At 66.7% G+C, this 17,164-nt stretch carries 18 protein-coding genes and 1 rRNA gene; 7 read left to right on the plus strand and 12 right to left on the minus strand.

Going from position 1 to position 17,164, the window contains the following annotated elements; translation table 11 throughout:
- Positions 1-71: 71 nt before the first annotated feature.
- A complete protein-coding gene (locus ACFWF1_RS35500; protein ID WP_379289548.1) occupies positions 72-557 on the minus strand; it encodes a hypothetical protein in 486 nt (161 codons plus the stop codon).
- Between the two features lie 109 nt (positions 558-666).
- Between ACFWF1_RS35500 and ACFWF1_RS35505 the strand changes: the two genes are divergently transcribed.
- From ACFWF1_RS35505 to glgB, 3 genes are read left to right on the plus strand one after another with little or no spacing between them, the layout of a single operon-like run.
- Positions 667-1,311 (plus strand): LysE family translocator, encoded by a 645-nt coding sequence (locus ACFWF1_RS35505; RefSeq protein WP_379289546.1) that lies wholly within the window; start codon positions 667-669, stop codon positions 1,309-1,311.
- A 53-nt stretch (positions 1,312-1,364) separates the two neighbouring features.
- Positions 1,365-3,365 carry a maltotransferase domain-containing protein gene (locus tag ACFWF1_RS35510; protein ID WP_379289544.1) on the plus strand — a complete coding sequence of 667 codons (2,001 nt, stop codon included), beginning with the start codon at positions 1,365-1,367 and terminating at the stop codon, positions 3,363-3,365.
- Positions 3,366-3,379: 14 nt separating this feature from the next.
- Positions 3,380-5,518, plus strand: a complete 2,139-nt coding sequence (glgB, locus tag ACFWF1_RS35515) for a 1,4-alpha-glucan branching protein GlgB (protein ID WP_379289791.1) — start codon at positions 3,380-3,382, stop codon at positions 5,516-5,518.
- Between the two features lies 1 nt (position 5,519).
- Here glgB and ACFWF1_RS35520 read toward each other — a convergent pair whose 3' ends face one another.
- The 3 genes from ACFWF1_RS35520 to ACFWF1_RS35530 all read right to left on the minus strand — a co-directional run bounded on the left by ACFWF1_RS35520 (position 5,520) and on the right by ACFWF1_RS35530 (position 8,170).
- Positions 5,520-6,371, minus strand: a complete 852-nt coding sequence (locus ACFWF1_RS35520; RefSeq protein ID WP_379289543.1) for a tetratricopeptide repeat protein — start codon at positions 6,369-6,371, stop codon at positions 5,520-5,522.
- 61 nt (positions 6,372-6,432) lie between these two features.
- A complete protein-coding gene (locus ACFWF1_RS35525) occupies positions 6,433-6,810 on the minus strand; it encodes a DUF3817 domain-containing protein (RefSeq protein WP_379289541.1) in 378 nt (125 codons plus the stop codon).
- Between the two features lie 181 nt (positions 6,811-6,991).
- Positions 6,992-8,170, minus strand: a complete 1,179-nt coding sequence (locus tag ACFWF1_RS35530; RefSeq protein ID WP_379289539.1) for an acetyl-CoA C-acetyltransferase — start codon at positions 8,168-8,170, stop codon at positions 6,992-6,994.
- A gap of 107 nt (positions 8,171-8,277) precedes the next feature.
- Between ACFWF1_RS35530 and mce the strand changes: the two genes are divergently transcribed.
- Together mce and ACFWF1_RS35540 are read left to right on the plus strand one after the other, a co-directional pair.
- The gene (gene mce, locus ACFWF1_RS35535; RefSeq protein ID WP_379289790.1) at positions 8,278-8,739 is read left to right on the plus strand and encodes a methylmalonyl-CoA epimerase; all 462 of its coding nucleotides are present in this window, start codon (positions 8,278-8,280) and stop codon (positions 8,737-8,739) included.
- An 86-nt stretch (positions 8,740-8,825) separates the two neighbouring features.
- Positions 8,826-9,824 carry a hypothetical protein gene (locus ACFWF1_RS35540; protein WP_379289538.1) on the plus strand — a complete coding sequence of 333 codons (999 nt, stop codon included), beginning with the start codon at positions 8,826-8,828 and terminating at the stop codon, positions 9,822-9,824.
- A 376-nt stretch (positions 9,825-10,200) separates the two neighbouring features.
- Here the strand turns inward: ACFWF1_RS35540 and ACFWF1_RS35545 are convergent, their stop codons facing one another.
- Both ACFWF1_RS35545 and ACFWF1_RS35550 read right to left on the minus strand, forming a co-directional pair.
- The gene (locus ACFWF1_RS35545) at positions 10,201-10,509 is read right to left on the minus strand and encodes an ATP/GTP-binding protein (RefSeq protein ID WP_379289536.1); all 309 of its coding nucleotides are present in this window, start codon (positions 10,507-10,509) and stop codon (positions 10,201-10,203) included.
- 83 nt (positions 10,510-10,592) lie between these two features.
- The gene (locus tag ACFWF1_RS35550; RefSeq protein WP_379289534.1) at positions 10,593-10,736 is read right to left on the minus strand and encodes a hypothetical protein; all 144 of its coding nucleotides are present in this window, start codon (positions 10,734-10,736) and stop codon (positions 10,593-10,595) included.
- A gap of 31 nt (positions 10,737-10,767) precedes the next feature.
- Here ACFWF1_RS35550 and ACFWF1_RS35555 point away from each other — a divergent pair, with 31 nt between their 5' ends.
- Both ACFWF1_RS35555 and nucS read left to right on the plus strand, forming a co-directional pair.
- Entirely contained in the window at positions 10,768-11,484 is a 717-nt protein-coding gene (locus ACFWF1_RS35555) for a rhomboid-like protein (protein ID WP_379289532.1), read from the plus strand.
- A gap of 37 nt (positions 11,485-11,521) precedes the next feature.
- Positions 11,522-12,208 carry an endonuclease NucS gene (gene nucS, locus ACFWF1_RS35560; RefSeq protein ID WP_379289530.1) on the plus strand — a complete coding sequence of 229 codons (687 nt, stop codon included), beginning with the start codon at positions 11,522-11,524 and terminating at the stop codon, positions 12,206-12,208.
- 82 nt (positions 12,209-12,290) lie between these two features.
- Here the strand turns inward: nucS and rd are convergent, their stop codons facing one another.
- The 6 genes from rd to rrf form a co-directional block, all read right to left on the minus strand.
- Entirely contained in the window at positions 12,291-12,503 is a 213-nt protein-coding gene (gene rd, locus ACFWF1_RS35565; protein ID WP_379289528.1) for a rubredoxin, read from the minus strand.
- Positions 12,500-13,588: a fatty acid desaturase gene (locus ACFWF1_RS35570; protein ID WP_379289526.1), complete on the minus strand. Its 1,089-nt coding sequence runs from the start codon at positions 13,586-13,588 to the stop codon at positions 12,500-12,502. The genes rd and ACFWF1_RS35570 overlap by 4 nt, the downstream gene beginning before the upstream one ends.
- A 54-nt stretch (positions 13,589-13,642) precedes the next feature.
- Positions 13,643-13,780 (minus strand): hypothetical protein, encoded by a 138-nt coding sequence (locus tag ACFWF1_RS35575; protein WP_379289525.1) that lies wholly within the window; start codon positions 13,778-13,780, stop codon positions 13,643-13,645.
- A gap of 11 nt (positions 13,781-13,791) precedes the next feature.
- Positions 13,792-16,050 (minus strand): MMPL family transporter, encoded by a 2,259-nt coding sequence (locus tag ACFWF1_RS35580; protein WP_379289523.1) that lies wholly within the window; start codon positions 16,048-16,050, stop codon positions 13,792-13,794.
- Between the two features lie 114 nt (positions 16,051-16,164).
- Complete coding sequence (locus ACFWF1_RS35585) at positions 16,165-16,770, minus strand: hypothetical protein (RefSeq protein ID WP_379289521.1); 606 nt, start codon at positions 16,768-16,770, stop codon at positions 16,165-16,167.
- 303 nt (positions 16,771-17,073) lie between these two features.
- Positions 17,074-17,164, minus strand: a 5S ribosomal RNA gene (gene rrf, locus ACFWF1_RS35590); the annotation flags it as partial.

Genomic DNA, 17,164 nt, shown 5'->3' on the forward strand with positions numbered 1-17,164 from the left:
TATGGCCTGTGCCGAAATCCCTACTAGCCCCGATTTCTGCCGAACAGGCGGGGACTCTGCGGCTCCCCTGCTCAGCCGAGAGTCCAGGTCAACCGGCCCGGGATGTACTCCATCTCCCGGTGGTCCTCGTAGGTGGTGACGATCCGCGCCTCGACCGTGCCCTTGCCTGGTGCCATGCCGAAACCGGTGATCACGCCGCCCGGCGCGTCGATGACGCCGTTCTCGTCGATGCGTTGCGACTGCCCGTTGGTGCGGCCGGTGTCCAGGTTCTTCCACTGCACCGCGATGCGGTAGGCCCCGCAGAACTGCCCGGTCGTGGTGACCTTCACCCGGACGCCGAACTCACCGGAATTCGGTTGCGGCACGGTTTCGGCGTTGATGATCGCGGCGCAGTTACCGCCGGGAACGCGGGTCAGGGTCGGGCTGAACTGGATCGCCGGATCGGTGGGTATGGCGGTGGCCGGTCCGGTGAACCCGGCCAGCGCGGCGCCTGCCACCGCGGCCACGACAACGGAGCGACGCGAGAACCGTTGAACCTGTTTGCTTTTCAGTCTCATGTCGAGGTTTTCGGGATGCGCTCGGGGACCGTTATCCGCGTCGATGCCCCCAAAGACGGTGCCACAAATACGGTGGCATGATCGGCGATCCGCGTGCCAGCATCGACGAATGCCGCACTGGGTCGCTGTTCTCCCCCAATTCCTGCTGGCCTCGTTGATCCTGGCCGCGCTCCCCGGACCTGCGACCGCTCTGCTCCTGCAGCGTTCGGTCCGCGACGGACGCAATGCGGGCCTGGCCGCGGTCGCCGGGGGCGAGATCGGCATGCTCGCCTGGAATATCGCCGGCGGCGCGGGACTGTCCGTCCTGCTCGCGGCCAACCATGTCTTGAATACCTCGATGCGTGTCGTCGGCGCGCTGGTGTTGATCTGGCTCGGCGTGCAGGCGTGGCGTGGCGCGCGCGGCGACGACGACGAGTTCGGCAGCACCATGACGAAGATGCTGCCGTCGGGGCGGACGCCCGGCGCGGCGTTCCGTGCGTCGCTGGTGTCGATCGCCGCGAATCCGAAGGCGGCGGTGTTCGGGCTGACGATCCTGCCGCAGTTCCTGCCGTCCAGCGGTCCGGTGCTGCCGACGGTGATCGTGCTCGCGGTGATCCAGTTGGTGATCGACACCGCGTGGTGCGTCGGCCTCGTGCTCGCCGCCGACCGTGCGGGCGCCTGGCTGCGCCGGACCGGCATCCGGCAGCGCATCGAACGCGCGCTCGGCGCGATCCTCGTCGCGCTCGGCCTCGGCCTGGCGGCCGACGCCCGCTGACGCTCTCCCCCGCTGATCCCGTGCATCCCCGGCGCTGACGGTAGGTTGGTCCCGTGACCGGCCGCATCGCAATCGATGACACTGCCCCGTCCATCGCAGGCGGTCGGCCCGCCAAGGCCGTCGTCGGGGAGGTTTTCCCGGTGCGCACCGTGGTGTGGCGGGAGGGACACGACGCTGTCGCGGCGACGCTGACCGTGCGCGGCCCCAACTCCGCGCGCCCGATCCGGATCCGGATGACCCCCGATCTCGAGCCGGACGTCTTCAACGCCACCTTCACCCCGAACCTGCCCGGCGCCTGGACCTACCGCATCGAGGGCTGGAGCGATCCGATCGCGACCTGGCGCTCGGCGGTGGAGGCGAAGCTCGCGGTCGGGCAGAACGCCGCGGACCTGGACAACGACCTCGAGATCGGGGCCAGGCTGTTGGACCGGGCCGCGCAGGCGGTGCCGAAGAAGCAGTTCGAGCGATTGCGCGCCGCGGCCGCCGCATTGCGCAGCGACGAACAGTTGCCCGCTCGGGTGGCACCGGCCTTCGCCGAGGAGATCACCGAGATCCTGCGCGCGACACCGTTGCGCGACATGGTGACTCGCGGCCCACAGCACACCGTGCTGGTGGAACGCCAACGCGCGCTGTACGGCTCCTGGTACGAATTCTTCCCCCGCTCCACCGGTGGCCGGGACAAGGCGGGCAAGCCGATCCACGGCACCTTCGCCACCGCGGCGAAGGAATTGCCGCGCATCGCCGCCATGGGTTTCGACGTGGTCTACCTGCCGCCGATCCATCCGGTCGGCGCGGTGAATCGCAAGGGCCGCAACAACACCCTCGTCGCCGAGCCGGGCGATGTCGGGTCGCCATGGGCGATCGGCTCGAGGGACGGCGGGCACGACGCCGTACATCCGCTGCTCGGCACGGCCGAGGACTTCGCCGAATTCGTCGACACCGCAGCACAACTCGGATTAGAGGTAGCCCTCGATCTGGCGCTGCAATGCGCGCCGGACCATCCGTGGGTCGCCGCCCATCCGGAGTGGTTCACCACCCTGCCCGACGGCACCATCGCCTTCGCCGAGAACCCGCCGAAGAAGTACCAGGACATCTACCCGGTCAACTTCGACAACGATCCGGACGGCCTGTACGCCGAGGTGCTGCGCGTAGTCCGGCATTGGATCGCGTTGGGCGTCAAGATCTTCCGGGTCGACAACCCGCACACCAAGCCCGCCGATTTCTGGGAGTGGCTGATCGCCACCGTGCGCCGCACCGACCCGGACGTGCTGTTCCTGTCCGAGGCGTTCACCCGCCCCGCCCGGCTGTACGGTCTGGCGCGCCGCGGCTTCAGCCAGTCCTACACGTATTTCACCTGGCGGGTGGCGAAGTGGGAGCTGACCCAGTTCGGCGAGGAACTGGCGGCCAAGGCGGACGAGGCCAGACCCAACCTGTTCGTCAACACCCCCGACATCCTGCACGAGAGCCTGCAGCACGGCGGCCCCGGCATGTTCGCCATCCGCGCCGTGCTCGCCGCGACCCTCGGCCCCAGCTGGGGCGTGTACTCCGGCTTCGAGTTGTTCGAGCATCAGGCGGTGCGGCCGGGCAGCGAAGAATACCTGGATTCGGAGAAGTACGAGCTGCGCCCGCGCCCGTTCGCCGAGGCGCTGTCGCGCGGAGAGTCGTTGGAGCCGTGGATCACTCGGCTCAACGAGATCCGCCGCGCGCACCCCGCCCTGCAGCAGTTGCGCTGCATCCACTTTCACCACGTCGACAACGACTCGCTGATCGCCTACTCGAAGGTCGATCCGAGCAGCGGCGACGCGGTGCTGGTGGTGGTGAACCTGAACCCGTTCGCCGCCGAGTGGGGCATGGTCTCGCTCGACCTGCCCGCCATCGGCCGCGAATGGCACGACCACCCGGTGGTGATCGACGAGGTCAGCGGCGAGGAATACCACTGGGCCCAAACGAATTACGTGCGGCTGGACCCGTCGACGTCGGTCGCGCACATCCTCACACTGCCTCCGGTCGCGCAGCAGGCGCGCACCGAACTCGCCTATCGGAGCACACTGTGAGACGCCGGGATCTGATGCTGTTGGCCGCGGGCACCCACGGTGACCCGCACACCGTGCTCGGCGCGCATCCACATCCGGACGGCACCGAGGTCAGTGTGCTTCGCCCACAGGCGGACTCGGTCAGCGCCCGCGTCGGCGACACCGACCATCCGCTGAAGTCGTTGGGGCACGGCATTTTCGCCGCCGTGCTCCCCTACCCCGACCTGATGGACTACCGCATCCTCACCACCTATCCAGGAGGCCAGACCATTCTCTCCGCCGACGGCTACCGATTCCTGCCGACGGTCGGCGAACTGGACCTGCACCTGATCGGCGAGGGCCGCCACGAGCGCCTGTGGGACGTGCTCGGCGCACACCCGCGCCACTACACCACCCTCGACGGCGACGTGGACGGCACCTCGTTCGCGGTGTGGGCACCGAATGCCCGCGGCGTCACCGTGATCGGCGATTTCGACGGATGGAGCGGGACCACCGCCCCGATGCGCGCGCTCGGCTCGTCCGGCGTGTGGGAGGTGTTCGTGCCCGGCGTCGGGCCGGGCACCAAGTACAAGTTCCGCGTGCACGGCGCCGACGGCCGCACCGTCGACCACGCCGACCCGATGGCGTTCGCGACCGAACTACCGCCCGCTACCGCGTCGGTGGTGACCGAGAGCCACTATGTCTGGGATGACCAGGCGTGGCTCGATACTCGCGCAAGCACCGATCCGACCCAGGCACCGATGAGCGTCTACGAGGTGCACCTCGGTTCCTGGCGCCCCGGCCTCGGCTATCGCGAATTGGCCGACCAGCTGGCCGATTACGTGCAGGCGGCCGGCTACACCCACATCGAACTGCTGCCCATCGCCGAGCACCCCTTCGGCGGTTCCTGGGGCTATCAGGTCACCTCGTACTACGCGCCCACCGCGCGCTTCGGCTCGCCGGACGACTTCCGTGCCTTCGTCGATCGGCTGCACCGGGCGGGCATCGGCGTACTGCTGGACTGGGTGCCCGCGCACTTCCCGCGCGACGAATGGGCACTGGCCCGCTTCGACGGCACCCCGCTCTACGAGCACGCCGACCCGCGCCGCGGCGAGCAACTCGACTGGGGCACCTACGTTTTCGACTTCGGACGGCACGAGGTGCGCAACTTCCTGGTGGCCAACGCGCGCTACTGGATCGAGGAATTCCACATCGACGGCCTGCGCGTCGATGCCGTCGCCTCCATGCTGTACCTGGATTACTCACGCCCCGAAGGGGGTTGGGAGCCCAACGTGCACGGCGGCCGGGAGAACCTGGAGGCCGTCGACTTCCTGCAGGACCTCAACAACACCGTGCACCGCCACCATCCCGGCGTGGTCACCATCGCCGAGGAATCCACCAGCTGGCCCGGCGTCACCCGCGGCACCGACGTCGGCGGCCTCGGTTTCACCATGAAGTGGAACATGGGCTGGATGCACGACACCCTCGGCTTCCTGCAGCGCGATCCGATCCACCGCTCCTGGCACCACAACGAGATCACCTTCTCGGCGATGTACGCGTGGAGCGAGAACTTCGTGCTGCCGATCAGCCACGACGAGGTGGTGCACGGCAAGGGCACGCTGTGGACCAGGATGCCCGGCGACGATTTCGCCAAAGCCGGTGGCGTGCGGGCACTGCTGGCCTACATGTGGGGCCACCCCGGCAAGCAGTTGCTGTTCATGGGCCAGGATTTCGGCCAGTTCCGCGAGTGGTCACACGACCGGGGCCTGGACTGGCAGGAACTGGACAACCCACTGCACCAAGGGATTACGACCGCGGTGCGCGACCTCAACGCGGTCTACCGCGCCCACCCCGCGCTGTGGAGCCAGGACACCACCCCGGGCGGCTACTCGTGGATCGAGGCGAACGACCAGGCCAACAACGTGCTGGCGTTCCTGCGCTACGGATCGGACGGGTCTGTGGTCGCGTGCGTCTACAACTTCTCCGGCTCCGTGCACGGCGAGTACCGGGTCGGCCTGCCCTTCGCCGGGCAGTGGACCGAGATCCTCAACACCGATGCCGCCGAATACGGCGGCTCCGGCATCGGAAACCTGGGCGCTGTCAAGGCGACTGACGAAGGCTGGCACGGTCGCCCGGCCTCCGCCACCATCGCCCTGGCCCCCAACAGCGCCGTCTGGTTGGCCCCGAACAGCTAGCTCAGTACAGCGCGGCGGCGAGCTTGCGCCGCGCGGCGACCACGAACGGCTCGGCCTGATCGAACAATTCGAAGAGTTCGAGCAGCCGGGTGCGCGCCTTGGTCCGCTCGTCGCCCGCCGAGCGCTTGACCACGCCGATGAGCCGATCGAACGCGGCCTCCGGCTGCTGGTTCAGCATCTCCACGTCGGCCGCGTCCAGCGCGGCGTCCACATTGCCGGGATCGGCGTCGGCGGTCGCGATCGCGGACTCCGGCAGCACCTGCGCGCGACCGAGGAACCGCAGCTGACGCAGCGCGCCCTTGGCCTCCTCGTTGCCCGGTTCCGCGGCGATGATCGCCTCGTAGGCGGCCTCCGCACCGGCGTAGTCACCCTGCTCCAGCGCCGTCTCCGCGGCGACGAAGCGCGGATCCTCGGGCACTTCCTCGGGCTCCTCGCCGCCGGGCAGCTTGCCCGCCACCGCGTCGATGACCGCGCTCAGCCACTGCCGCACCTGGGCCTCCGGCTGGGCGCCCTGGAAATCGGCGAGCGGCTGGCCGCCCGCGACCGCGATGACGGTCGGTATGCCCTGCACGCCGAACGCCTGCGCGATCCGCATATTGGTCTCGGCCTCGACGGTGGCCAGATCCCAGGCGCCGCCGCTCTCGCCGACCAGCCGCTCGAGCGTCTTGACCAGCTCGACGCTGCCCGGGCTGCGCTGCGAGTACAGCGCGACGACCACCGGCACCTGCACCGAGCGGCGTAGCACCTTGGTCTCGAAGTTCGCCTCGTTCACCGCGTAGTCGCCACCGCTCGCCGCACCGGGTGCGCTGGCGGGCGGTTGCTTCAGACCGGAGAGATCAACTGCCCCGGACATGGCGGCGACAGCGGCTGGCGAAGGACGGCGTGCGGCAGGTCGAGTCACGGTTTCCAGTTTGTCACGACGTCGCGGCGGCCGGGGCTCCGGAGTCGGCGGAAACCGCGTTGCTCAGCTCGCCGAGCTTGCCCGAACGGACCGCCCAGATCTCGAACACCACGGTGAAGAACGGCGGGATGCTCGACAGCAAGGCGAGCACGGTGGTCTTCGCGTTCCAGCCGAGCTCACGCGCGGCCATGATGGCGGCGATCACGAACAGCACGAAGATGATGCCGTGCGTCATGCCGAACACCTTGACCGGCCACAGCACCGGCTCGGGGAGTCGCTTGAACACCATGCCGACGATCAGGAAAACCCAGGAGATCGCCTCGAGCACCGCGATGAAACGAAAGCGCTTCGCGACAGTACTCAGGTCGAAGACATTGCCCATGCGCACCATTGTGCCGGATGCACTACGACGTGTCGTAGTGGGACGAGTCACATCGAGCGGGCACCGCTCGCCACTCGCGACGGCCCGATTCGTCCTCTTCGCGAAAGCCGGGACCAGGACCCGACTTTCGCGCCCGAGACAGCACAGCCCCCGCGAAAGGTATCCGCGGGGGCTGTGGCAAGAAACTCGGTTACACGCGCACGATCAGCGCATCACCCTGGCCGCCACCGCCGCACAGCGCGGCGGCGCCGACGCCACCACCGCGACGCTTCAGCTCGAGCACCAGGTGCAGCAGGATGCGCGCACCGGACATGCCGAGCGGATGCCCGATCGCGATCGCACCACCGTTGACGTTCACCTTCGCCGGATCGATGCCCAGCTTGCGGGTCGACGCGACACCGACCGCCGCGAACGCCTCGTTGATCTCCACCACATCCAGGTCGGCAGGCGAAATACCTTCGCGCGCACAGGCCTTCGCGATGGCGTTGGCGGGCTGGTCCTGCAGCGTCGAGTCCGGACCCGCGACAACACCCGCGGCACCGATCTCGGCGAGCCAGCTCAGACCCAGCTCCTCGGCCTTGGCCTTGCTCATCACCACGACCGCGGCGGCGCCATCGGAAATCTGCGAGGCGGTGCCCGCGGTGATCGTGCCGTCCTTGCGGAACGCGGGACGCAGCTTGGCGAGCGACTCCGCGGTGGTGTCCGCGCGGATGCCCTCGTCGGCCGCGACCACCAGCGGGTCACCCTTGCGCTGCGGCACCGAGACCGGGACCACCTCGTCGTCGAAGACGCCGTTCTTCCACGCCGCCGCCGCGCGCTGGTGCGAGGCCGCCGCGAACGCGTCCTGCTCCTCCCGGCTGACCGGCTCGGTGTCGTTGCGCTGTTCGGTCAGCGCACCCATCGGCTGGTCGGTGAAGATGTCGTGCAGGCCGTCGTAGGCCATGTGGTCGCGCAGCGTCACGTCGCCATACTTGAAACCCTCGCGGCTCTTCTCCAGCAGATGCGGGGCCTGGCTCATCGACTCCTGGCCGCCCGCGACGACGATCTCGTACTCGCCGGCCCGAATCAGCTGGTCCGCCAACGCGATCGCGTTGATTCCGGACAAACAGACCTTATTGACCGTCAGCGCGGGCACATCCATCGGAATGCCCGCGGCCGCGGCCGCCTGCCTGGCCGGGATCTGACCCGCGCCCGCGGTGAGCACCTGGCCCATGATCACGTAGTCGACCTGCTCGGGCGCGACGCCGCCCTTTTCCAGCGCGGCCTTGATGGCGAAGCCGCCGAGATCGGAACCGCTGAAGTCCTTGAGGCCGCCGAGCAGGCGACCGACCGGGGTCCGCGCACCGGAGACGATCACGGATGAAGTCACGACAAGCCTCGCTATCTTGTTTCGCAGGATTCTGTACTCCACGGTAACCGCAGTGCCCAGGTTGCCGGTACGCAGGTAGCGGCTACCTTCGAGTTGTGAGCAACGTTATGGATTCGGCCGATTTCATCCCCGCGGACTACGTCGTCGCCGTCGACCACGTCGGCGTCGCCGTGCCCGACCTGGATGTCGCGGTTGCCTGGTATGCCGAGAATCTCGGCATGATCGAGACCCACCGCGAGGTCAACGATGCCCAGGGCGTGCACGAGGCGATGCTGTCGCTGCCCGGCGCCCCGGACCGCGGGACTGCCCTGCAGTTGCTGGCCCCGCTCAATGCGGAGTCGACCATCGCCAAGTTCATCGACCGTAACGGGGCGGGCCTGCAACAACTGGCCTACCGCGTCACCGACATCGATGCCGTCTCCGCGCACCTGCGCGCGCGGGGCTTGCGTTTGCTGTACGAGGCGTCAAGGCCTGGAACAGCGGATTCCCGCATCAATTTCATCCATCCGAAGGATGCTGGCGGTGTGCTGATCGAGTTGGTCGAGCCGAACCCGAATGTTACGCACTAGTATCAAGATCGGGCCGGTAAAACTCTTCGGAATCACATTCGCGGTCGAGTCACCATCAGGTCTCTGTAGGCTGTAGTTTGTGTGCCATGTCGTCACCTGAGTCCGATCGCAATCGCTTCGTTGCACTGCCCTTCACCGTTGTGCGCAAGGGTTATGCGCAAGACGAGGTACGCAACTACTTCGACCGCTTCGACGCCGAACTAAGGGTCACCGCTACCGACCGGGATGCTGCTGCGGCACAGGCCCGTAACCTCGCGAGCCAGCTCGAGGATGCGCGTGACGAGATCGACGAGCTCCGCAAGGAGGTCGACCGACTCTCGGTGCCGCCCACCACCGCGGAAGGCATGTCCGACCGCATCTCCCGCATGCTGCGGCTGGCCTCCGACGAGGCCTCCGAGGTCCGTGCCCTGGCACAGGCCGAGGCCGCGGAGATGGTGTCGATCGCGGAGCAGCAGGCCACCGAGATGCGTGGCAAGTACGAGTCGTTGCTGGCCGAAACCAAGGAAAAGCGCGAGGCGCTCGAGATCGAGTTCGAGCAGACCCTGGCCAACGCGCGCACCGAGTCCGCCAAGATCATCGAAGCCGCGCAGGCCGAGGCCGACCGCCTGGGCAAGGAAGCCGATGCCAAGCGCAAGGCGACCCAGCAGGACTTCGAGGTCACCATGGCGGAGCGGCGCACCAAGCTCACCCGCGCCATGGAGGAGCTGGAGGCCACCAGCCGCGCCGAGGCCGCACAGCGGATCAAGGACGCGACCGACGAGGCCAACCGCCTCATCACCTCCGCGACCCAGACCTCCGAGCGCAAGATCGCGCACGCGAAGGAACTGGCCGAGGAGATGCGCGTGCTGCGTGGACGCGTGCTCGCCCAGCTGCTCGGCATCCGCGGCCAGCTCGACTCGGTGCCCGCGATGCTCGCCGCGGTCAACCGGGAAAGCGAACTGCTGGACGGCGTTCCGGACCAGCGCAAGATCGGCAACAACACCAAGCAGGTCGCCGGCTCCAGCCGCAAGGCCATCTCCGATGCTGGCGCCGAGGAAGACGACATCGTCGACGAGGAGCGCGAGAACGCCGATATCAGCAACTGACGGCGGGCCACGCGGCGACTAACGCATAACCCCAACCGAATTCAACCTAAGGCCGCCCCCACACGGGGGCGGCCTTCCTAATTTCCGATGGTCCCGACGGTCGGTACTTACCCGGAATCGTCCACGCCAACCGGACATTGGGCATGAACGTCACGTATCGGAGGAATCTCCTCGTCGACAGGGCATCCCGGGTCAGCACGACGGAGGCGGATCACCTTCCACGGCAAGGACATTCGGAACGAAAGGCATCATTCGGATGAATCACGCACTGCCGCCTGGACATTCAGCGCAAACGTGAGTATTCGGAAGAATCTTCCTCAGCGAGACCGGCGTTCCGGATGAACACCCGATTCCGGACCTACCTCGGCGGCACATACTACGACCAGCGGCGAGTGATGCCGCGAGTCCGGCGGCCATTCCAGCAACCGCGGTGCCAGTGCCTGCGATCGTCCTCGCCGCCGTCGGCGGCCCAGGCGACGATGTGCGCCACGCCGAGTGCGATTTCGTGGTCGCACCCCGGGCAGCGGTAAGTCTTCACCGCACGGGCCCCTGGGATGGTGCGAACGACGTACGTCTCGTCACCGTCCGGGCCCGCCTCGGTCCGGCCGAAGACATCACCGAGCGGAGCGCCGCCCGTGCGCGAGCGGCCCGTTTGACCGTCTGCGCGCGGTTTCCGACGAGGCATGCTTCCAGACTATTACCCGGTCGGCGGGGGCTTCTGCACGGCCGGTGCGCCGAAGGTGCGGGTGCGCGTGGCAGAGTGCCTGGTCAGCCCATTCGTCCTGCCGAGATCCGGATGATGTGGCACAGTGGGGCACCGCCGAAATGCCGATCTCGTTGCGCACCGGCGATCAGTTTCACAGCAACTTCACCGGGAATACCCTGATCGAGCGCAGCGGAGAACTCGATCATGGAGTGACACCGCACAGACAGGGAGGTACGCATGGCCGTCGCCACGACCACGGACGACCGGACAACGGTCGTCGGTTCTCGCTGGTGGCGACCGAGGGTGCCCGCGACCGTAGGCTATCTGGCCGCGCTCGTGATCGTCACGTCAATTTTCTCGGCGCTGAGCGACTCGGCCCAGTCGAAGGTGGTGCTGCACGCCAGCACCAATCTGCACAACCTGCTCCAGGGCCGCGTCGTCACGCTGCTTTCCAGCGCGCTGGTCATCGGTGACGTCGGCACCGCATGGCTGATCATGCCGTTACTGGCCTGCCTGCTCGGCCTGGCCGAGCTGCGCTTCGGCGCGCTGCACATGGTGCGCGTCTTCCTCGCCGGACATATCGGCGCGACGCTGCTCGTCGCGGGCGGGCTCTGGGTGGCCGTCGAATTCGACTGGCTGCCCGCGAGCGTGCGCTGGAGCGAGGACGTCGGCATCAGCTACGGCTCGATGGCGTTGATCGGCGCGCTGGTCTTCGTCGTGCCGAACCGGCTGCGGATCGCCTGGGCCGCAGGATGGTTCGTCGCCGCCATCGGCGGCGTGCTGCTCGGGCAGAACTTCACCAACGTCGGACACCTGCTGGCCTTCTGCATCGGCTCGGCCGTCGGCTACGGCATGATCCGGACCAAGACGCCGGTCACCCGCCGATTCACCAGGGTGGAACAGGCCCTGCTCACCACCAGCGCGATCCTGGCCGCCGCGATCCTGTTGGGCTGACGACAAGCTCGCACACCCGGTCACCTACAGTGCTGGGGTGCGCCTAGTGATTGCTCGCTGTCAGGTCGACTACGTGGGGCGACTCACCGCCCATCTCGCGATGGCCCGCCGCTTGCTCTTGGTGAAAGCGGACGGCTCCGTCCTCGTGCACTCCGACGGCGGCTCGTACAAGCCGCTGAACTGGATGAGCCCGCCGTGCTGGCTGGAAGAGCGCGGCGCCGCCGACCTCCCCGAGGGCGCGAAGGCCCTGTGGGTCGTCACCAACAAGGCGGGCGAGGAACTCCGCATCACCATCGAGGACATCGAGCACGACTCCTCGCACGAGCTCGGGGTCGACCCCGGCCTGGTGAAAGACGGTGTGGAGGCGCACCTTCAGGTGCTGCTCGCCGAACACGTGACCACCCTCGGCCCCGGCTTCTCCCTCATCCGCCGCGAATACATGACCGCCATCGGCCCGGTGGACCTGCTCTGCCGCGACGCCGACGGCGCCACCGTAGCGGTCGAGATCAAACGCCGCGGCGAGATCGACGGCGTCGAACAGCTCACCCGCTACCTCGAACTCATCAACCGCGACCCGCTGCTCGCCCCCGTGGCAGGCGTCTTCGCGGCCCAGCAGATCAAGCCCCAGGCCCGCACCCTCGCCGAGGACCGCGGAATCCGTTGCCACGTCCTCGATTACGACGCCCTGCGCGGTACCGAAAGCACCGAGTTCCGCCTGTTCTGACGCCGCACTCTTCTTGATTTCCCGCACCTGAAATCGCATGCGATTCTCGGTGCTCGAAATCAGAAGGCGTGCGGGGTGTTTGTCAGTCCTCGTAGGGGACGAAGTCCGCCTTGCGGGCGCCGCAGACCGGGCACACCCAGTCGTCGGGGATGTCGGCGAAGGCGGTGCCCGGCGCGATTCCGCCGTCCGGGTCACCCTCGGCCGGGTCGTAGATCATTCCGCAGGTGACGCAGATCCACAGCTCGACGACCGTGCCTACGGTCGAATTCTGGGCTGCCGCAACGTTATCGGTCATACCTCGACCGATCCCGCCGTGGGCGCGGCGAGCCCGAAACGATTGGCGCGGCCGAAGGTGCCGAAGTCGTCGAATCGCACGCCGTGCGCACGCAAGATCGCCTGACATTCGGCTCTGATCGCCTCGCGAAGATAGAACGGGTCACGGACGAGGAAGTGGTGAATGGCATGGGTGCCACCGAAGTTGAAACACAGCGCGTGCACCGGCCACAACCACTTGGCCGTCCAGACCTGGGTCTGCTGCAGCACATTGTGCGGCTCGACGTCACCGTAGTAGTGCATGTTCGAACTGACGAAATGCAGACAGAACGTGCGAATCATGTTGGGCGCCAACAGGGTCACCGCAAAGAAGTCCAGCGCGTGATACGCGCCCTGGTAAGTGATGCGGCCGCCGAACAGTTCGTAGAGATGCAGGCCGATCGTGAGATACCAGAGCCCGTAGTGCAATCCAGCGAGCGGGAAATAGCCGAGCGGAGTCGTCACAGCCAGCCGCCGGGCGTCCTCAGGATCCCGAGCCGACTGCGCTACATACGCATGAACGAGCCGACGCATCCGAAAGGGCCGCAGGGCGTATCCCAGCACGGTGTCCAGCAAACTGAGCAGGCGATGACCACCCCAGCGCTGCCCGTTGGTGATACCGCGTTCCTCCAGATCGGACTCGGTCCCCGACACCTCGTGATGATGCAGATGCAACCGGCGCCGAACCCACGGATTGATGGTGCTGGGCCGAAACACCCAGACACCCAACATCATCGAGTTGTGCACCCACTTGTTCGTGCGGAAGTACATCGAGTGGATGAGGTCATGCTCGATCTCATGCAGCAGCGACAACCAGAACGCCGTCACCAATACAGTTGCCCACCAGGGCAATAAGCCCGCCGCGTACAGCGCGGCGTCGCCGAGCACACCAGCAATGGCGGCCACGAAGATCGCCATACCTATCGCGTCCTGATGGCCATCGATCCACGGATGCCGCGCCCGCCAGCGATCGCCGACCCCCATGATCTTTCCCCGAATAAGCGCGATCTGGTCCGCATCACGCTCCGCAAGGCCACGTTCGCCGGGCAGCCGAGTCGCGAATCGCATGGTGTCTCCTGTCGTGAATCGCCGATATCTGTGTCTGCTACCGCGGCCGACTGATCAGGCCGCCCGCACCTCATTCGCGAGCCCGATGCGGTCGACGTACCACTGGATCGGTGCATAAGCGTGCGCCGGCACATCCAAAGTCAGTGCGGCGCAGACGAAACCGGTCGCGCCGGTCGCCGCGTAAGCACTCATTCGATCCTCGCTCAGGGGATGGGAACAGGGTCCGTGGTGCGCTCGGTCGGTTGTTCAGCAGGAGGCCGACCACCTCGATCGTGCGGTGCGGACCGCGAGCCCCCGGGAAACCACCAGTTCCAGCGACCCATGATCTGCATCAGGGCAGGGACCAGGATGAGCCGGATCAGCGTGGCGTCGATGATCAACGCGACGGCGATGGCGAATCCGAACACCTGCAGGCCGCTGACATTGGAGACCAGCAGGCTGCCGAACGCGACGGCGAGGATCGCCGCCGCCAGCGAGATCGGTCGAGCGGTCCGCTGCAGGCCGACCGCGACCGAACGACGGTTGTCGCCGGTGGCCCGGTATTCCTCCTGGATTCGGCGAACCAGGAACAACTCGTAGTCGGTGGACAACCCGAAGAGTAGGACGAACACGACCAACGGCACTTGCGGCCAGATCACCCCCGGTCCGGCCAGGTCGGATATGTCGTCGCCGCCGTTGCCTTGGAACAGCAGTACGGTCAGCCCGAACGCCGCGCCGGTTGCCAGCAGGCTCATCACTATTGCCTTCAGCGGCAGGAGCAGGCTGCGCAGCACGAGAACCAGCAGCGCGAACATCATCGCCAGGACACAGCCGATCACCCACCAGAGTTTCCCCGATGTCTCGGTGAGCAGGTCGGTGACCAGCGCACTGGATCCGCCGACCAACGCCGGGTGCCCGGGCGGAGCAGCCGCAGGCACAATCTGTGTGCGGATCCGCTGCACCAGCCGCACCACGGCGGGCGAGTCCGGTAGATGTCGCGGGATGACCAGCACCGCGGTGAGGTCGACACCGTCGTCGAGCGGGCTGGCCGCGGCGACCTCTGGATCCGCGCGCAGGGCAGCCAAGAGCGGCTCGATGTCCGGCTCGTCGGTGTCGACCGGCCGCCGCAGCAGCACGAACACCGTACCCGTCAAACCCGGCGCGTCTCGGTCCGCGATTTCCTGACCGACCCGGACTGGCGTGCCGGCCAGCGCGTGGCGTTCCAAGTTGATGCCGAGCCGCATATCGAGCACCGGCACAGCCGCCAACAGCAGTCCGGCCGTGACCGCTACGGCATACGGCCAGGGGTGCCGCATCAGATGCTCAGCCCAGCGCGCCAACCGCGGTGGACCTTCGGTCACGTGGTGACTGAGTGGAGCGCGACGTGCTATCCATCGGGGCCGCCATTCGAGCCACCGGGTGAGCGACACCAGCGCTGCGGGCAACAGGGAGACCGAGGCGGCCAGCGCGACCGCGGTCACCGCCATGATGCCGACCGCGGCCTGCACGAATACGTGCCAGCGCACCAAGAACAGGGTCAGGCACGCCAGAATCAAGATCAATCCCGAATACACCACCGTGCGTCCGGTCGTGCCCGCCGCCGTGGCGATTGCGTCCTCCGGGGCGGCCCCTGCGGCCAGTTCCTCTCGGTAGCGATTCGTCACGAACAACGCGTAATCGATGCCGACGCCCAATCCGACCGCATTCACTCCGACCAGCAACATTCCATCGACCGGGAACACCCCGGTCAGCAACGCGAATGCGCCGAGGGTAGTCACCACCGCCGCGCCAGCGATACCCGCGGGCATCAGTGCGGCCACCGGCGACCGCAAGCCGACCAGCAGCACAACTATCGCCACCGGTACCGCAACCAGCTCGATGCGCATGAGATCTGCGATCTCGGCCTGCTGTACTGATTGACCGAAGGCCGCGACACCGACCAGATAGGTCTGCACGGCTCCGCCGGAAACCGCTTGTGCCGCTTGGTCGATCGCTGCCTGTTGTGCCGGTATCCGGTCTTGGCGGTCCCGGTCGTCACCGGAAATGCCGACCAGAACGTACGCCGCGTGCTCGTCGTGGAACAGCGGGCGCAGTGGCTCCATCGTCTCGGGCATTGCTGTCGCCCGGGTGTAGTCGTCGATGATGGGGAACGACACCACACCGGACACGCCGTCCTGCTCACTCAACGCGATCTTTCCGGCATCGATCGCGGCCTGGAAGGCCGGATCGACGGCGCGGAGCGTCGAGGAATGGAATACGGCGATCATCGGATCCTTGCCGAACGTCGGCAGCGCGGCACCGAGGATCTCGCCCGCCTGTTGTGATTCCGACCCGGCGACCTCGATCGGCGGCGACACCACGGACGTCAATAGATGCGGCAAGCCGAGCAGGCCGACCACGATTGCGAGCAGCCACCCGGCGAATACTCGACGCCGATATCGGGCCATCAGCACGGCCAGTTTCGCCAAGGCATCCTTGCGCATATCAAGCACACTCCACCCCTTGTGGACGCTCCGAACGTCGCGCTGTGCCAGCAGCTGTCAGCACAGCGCGACGAAAAGCTCAGGCGTCGTTGATCGAACGACTACCGAGCTCGGTTACTTCTTCTCGATCGAAGCGTTGACCTTGGTCGCGCTGAAGGTGTCCGTCGGAATCGAACTCGTCTTGCAGTCCTTCATCTTGATGCCCGTGATAGTCGCGGTGGCAGTCACCTTTTCATCGTTGTTGTTCATGCCGTCCGCCGTCGCGGTGGCAGGCTTACCGTCCATCGGAACGGTCACCTTGATATCGCCGGCACTGGAAAATTCATCGCCTTCTTTGGCTGCGCCGTTGGCTTTGTCGATCTTCGCCGTCAGCACGCAGGACTTGCCGTCCTTGCTCGCAGTCGCGGTGATCGGGCCGGACGTCCCATTCGCACCCGCTGCCACACAATCCTCGTTATCCGCGTAGTTCTTGAAGTCCTCGGTCAGCTTCGCGGTTCCGATGATGTCGGAACCCTTCTTCTTGAGCGTGACCGAGCCCGTGCCCTCATTGCACTTGGACATCGTCGTCGCCGCGGCTGAGCTCGGGGCATCGACTACGTGATAACCGATTGCGGACACAGCCAACAATCCGGCGGCTACATAGGCGAAGCGCCGCGTTGTCCGGCGGCGGTTGCGTGTCGGGCTGGTCGATCCGAGCTCTTCTGTTCGTTCGATTGCCATCGCGAACCTTCCCATCGACTGAGAGATCACTAGAACAACACCCCCGCGGGGTTAGAACCCGGGACAGAGGTCGTCACGATCCTGCTGAGAGCCTGGTGAAGATTGGACTGCGAGCAGAACCTACCATCTGGAATGGTCACCTAGCATTCGTTGCCGTAGCGCGTCTGGATGGGACGATTTATGCCGGTCAGGGGACTGATCGGTCGACTATTCGATGAAATGTCAAGGAGGGCGCGTGTAGTGGCGCGCCTGCGAAACGACGAAAGCCCCCCAGCGTGAGCTGGGGGGCTTTCGTGAAGGATGTTCCGGCGGTGTCCTACTCTCCCACACCCTGTCGAGTGCAGTACCATCGGCGCTGGCAGGCTTAGCTTCCGGGTTCGGAATGGGACCGGGC

It is taken from the genome of Nocardia sp. NPDC060255 (assembly GCF_042727395.1).
Taxonomy (GTDB): Bacteria; Actinomycetota; Actinomycetes; order Mycobacteriales; family Mycobacteriaceae; genus Nocardia.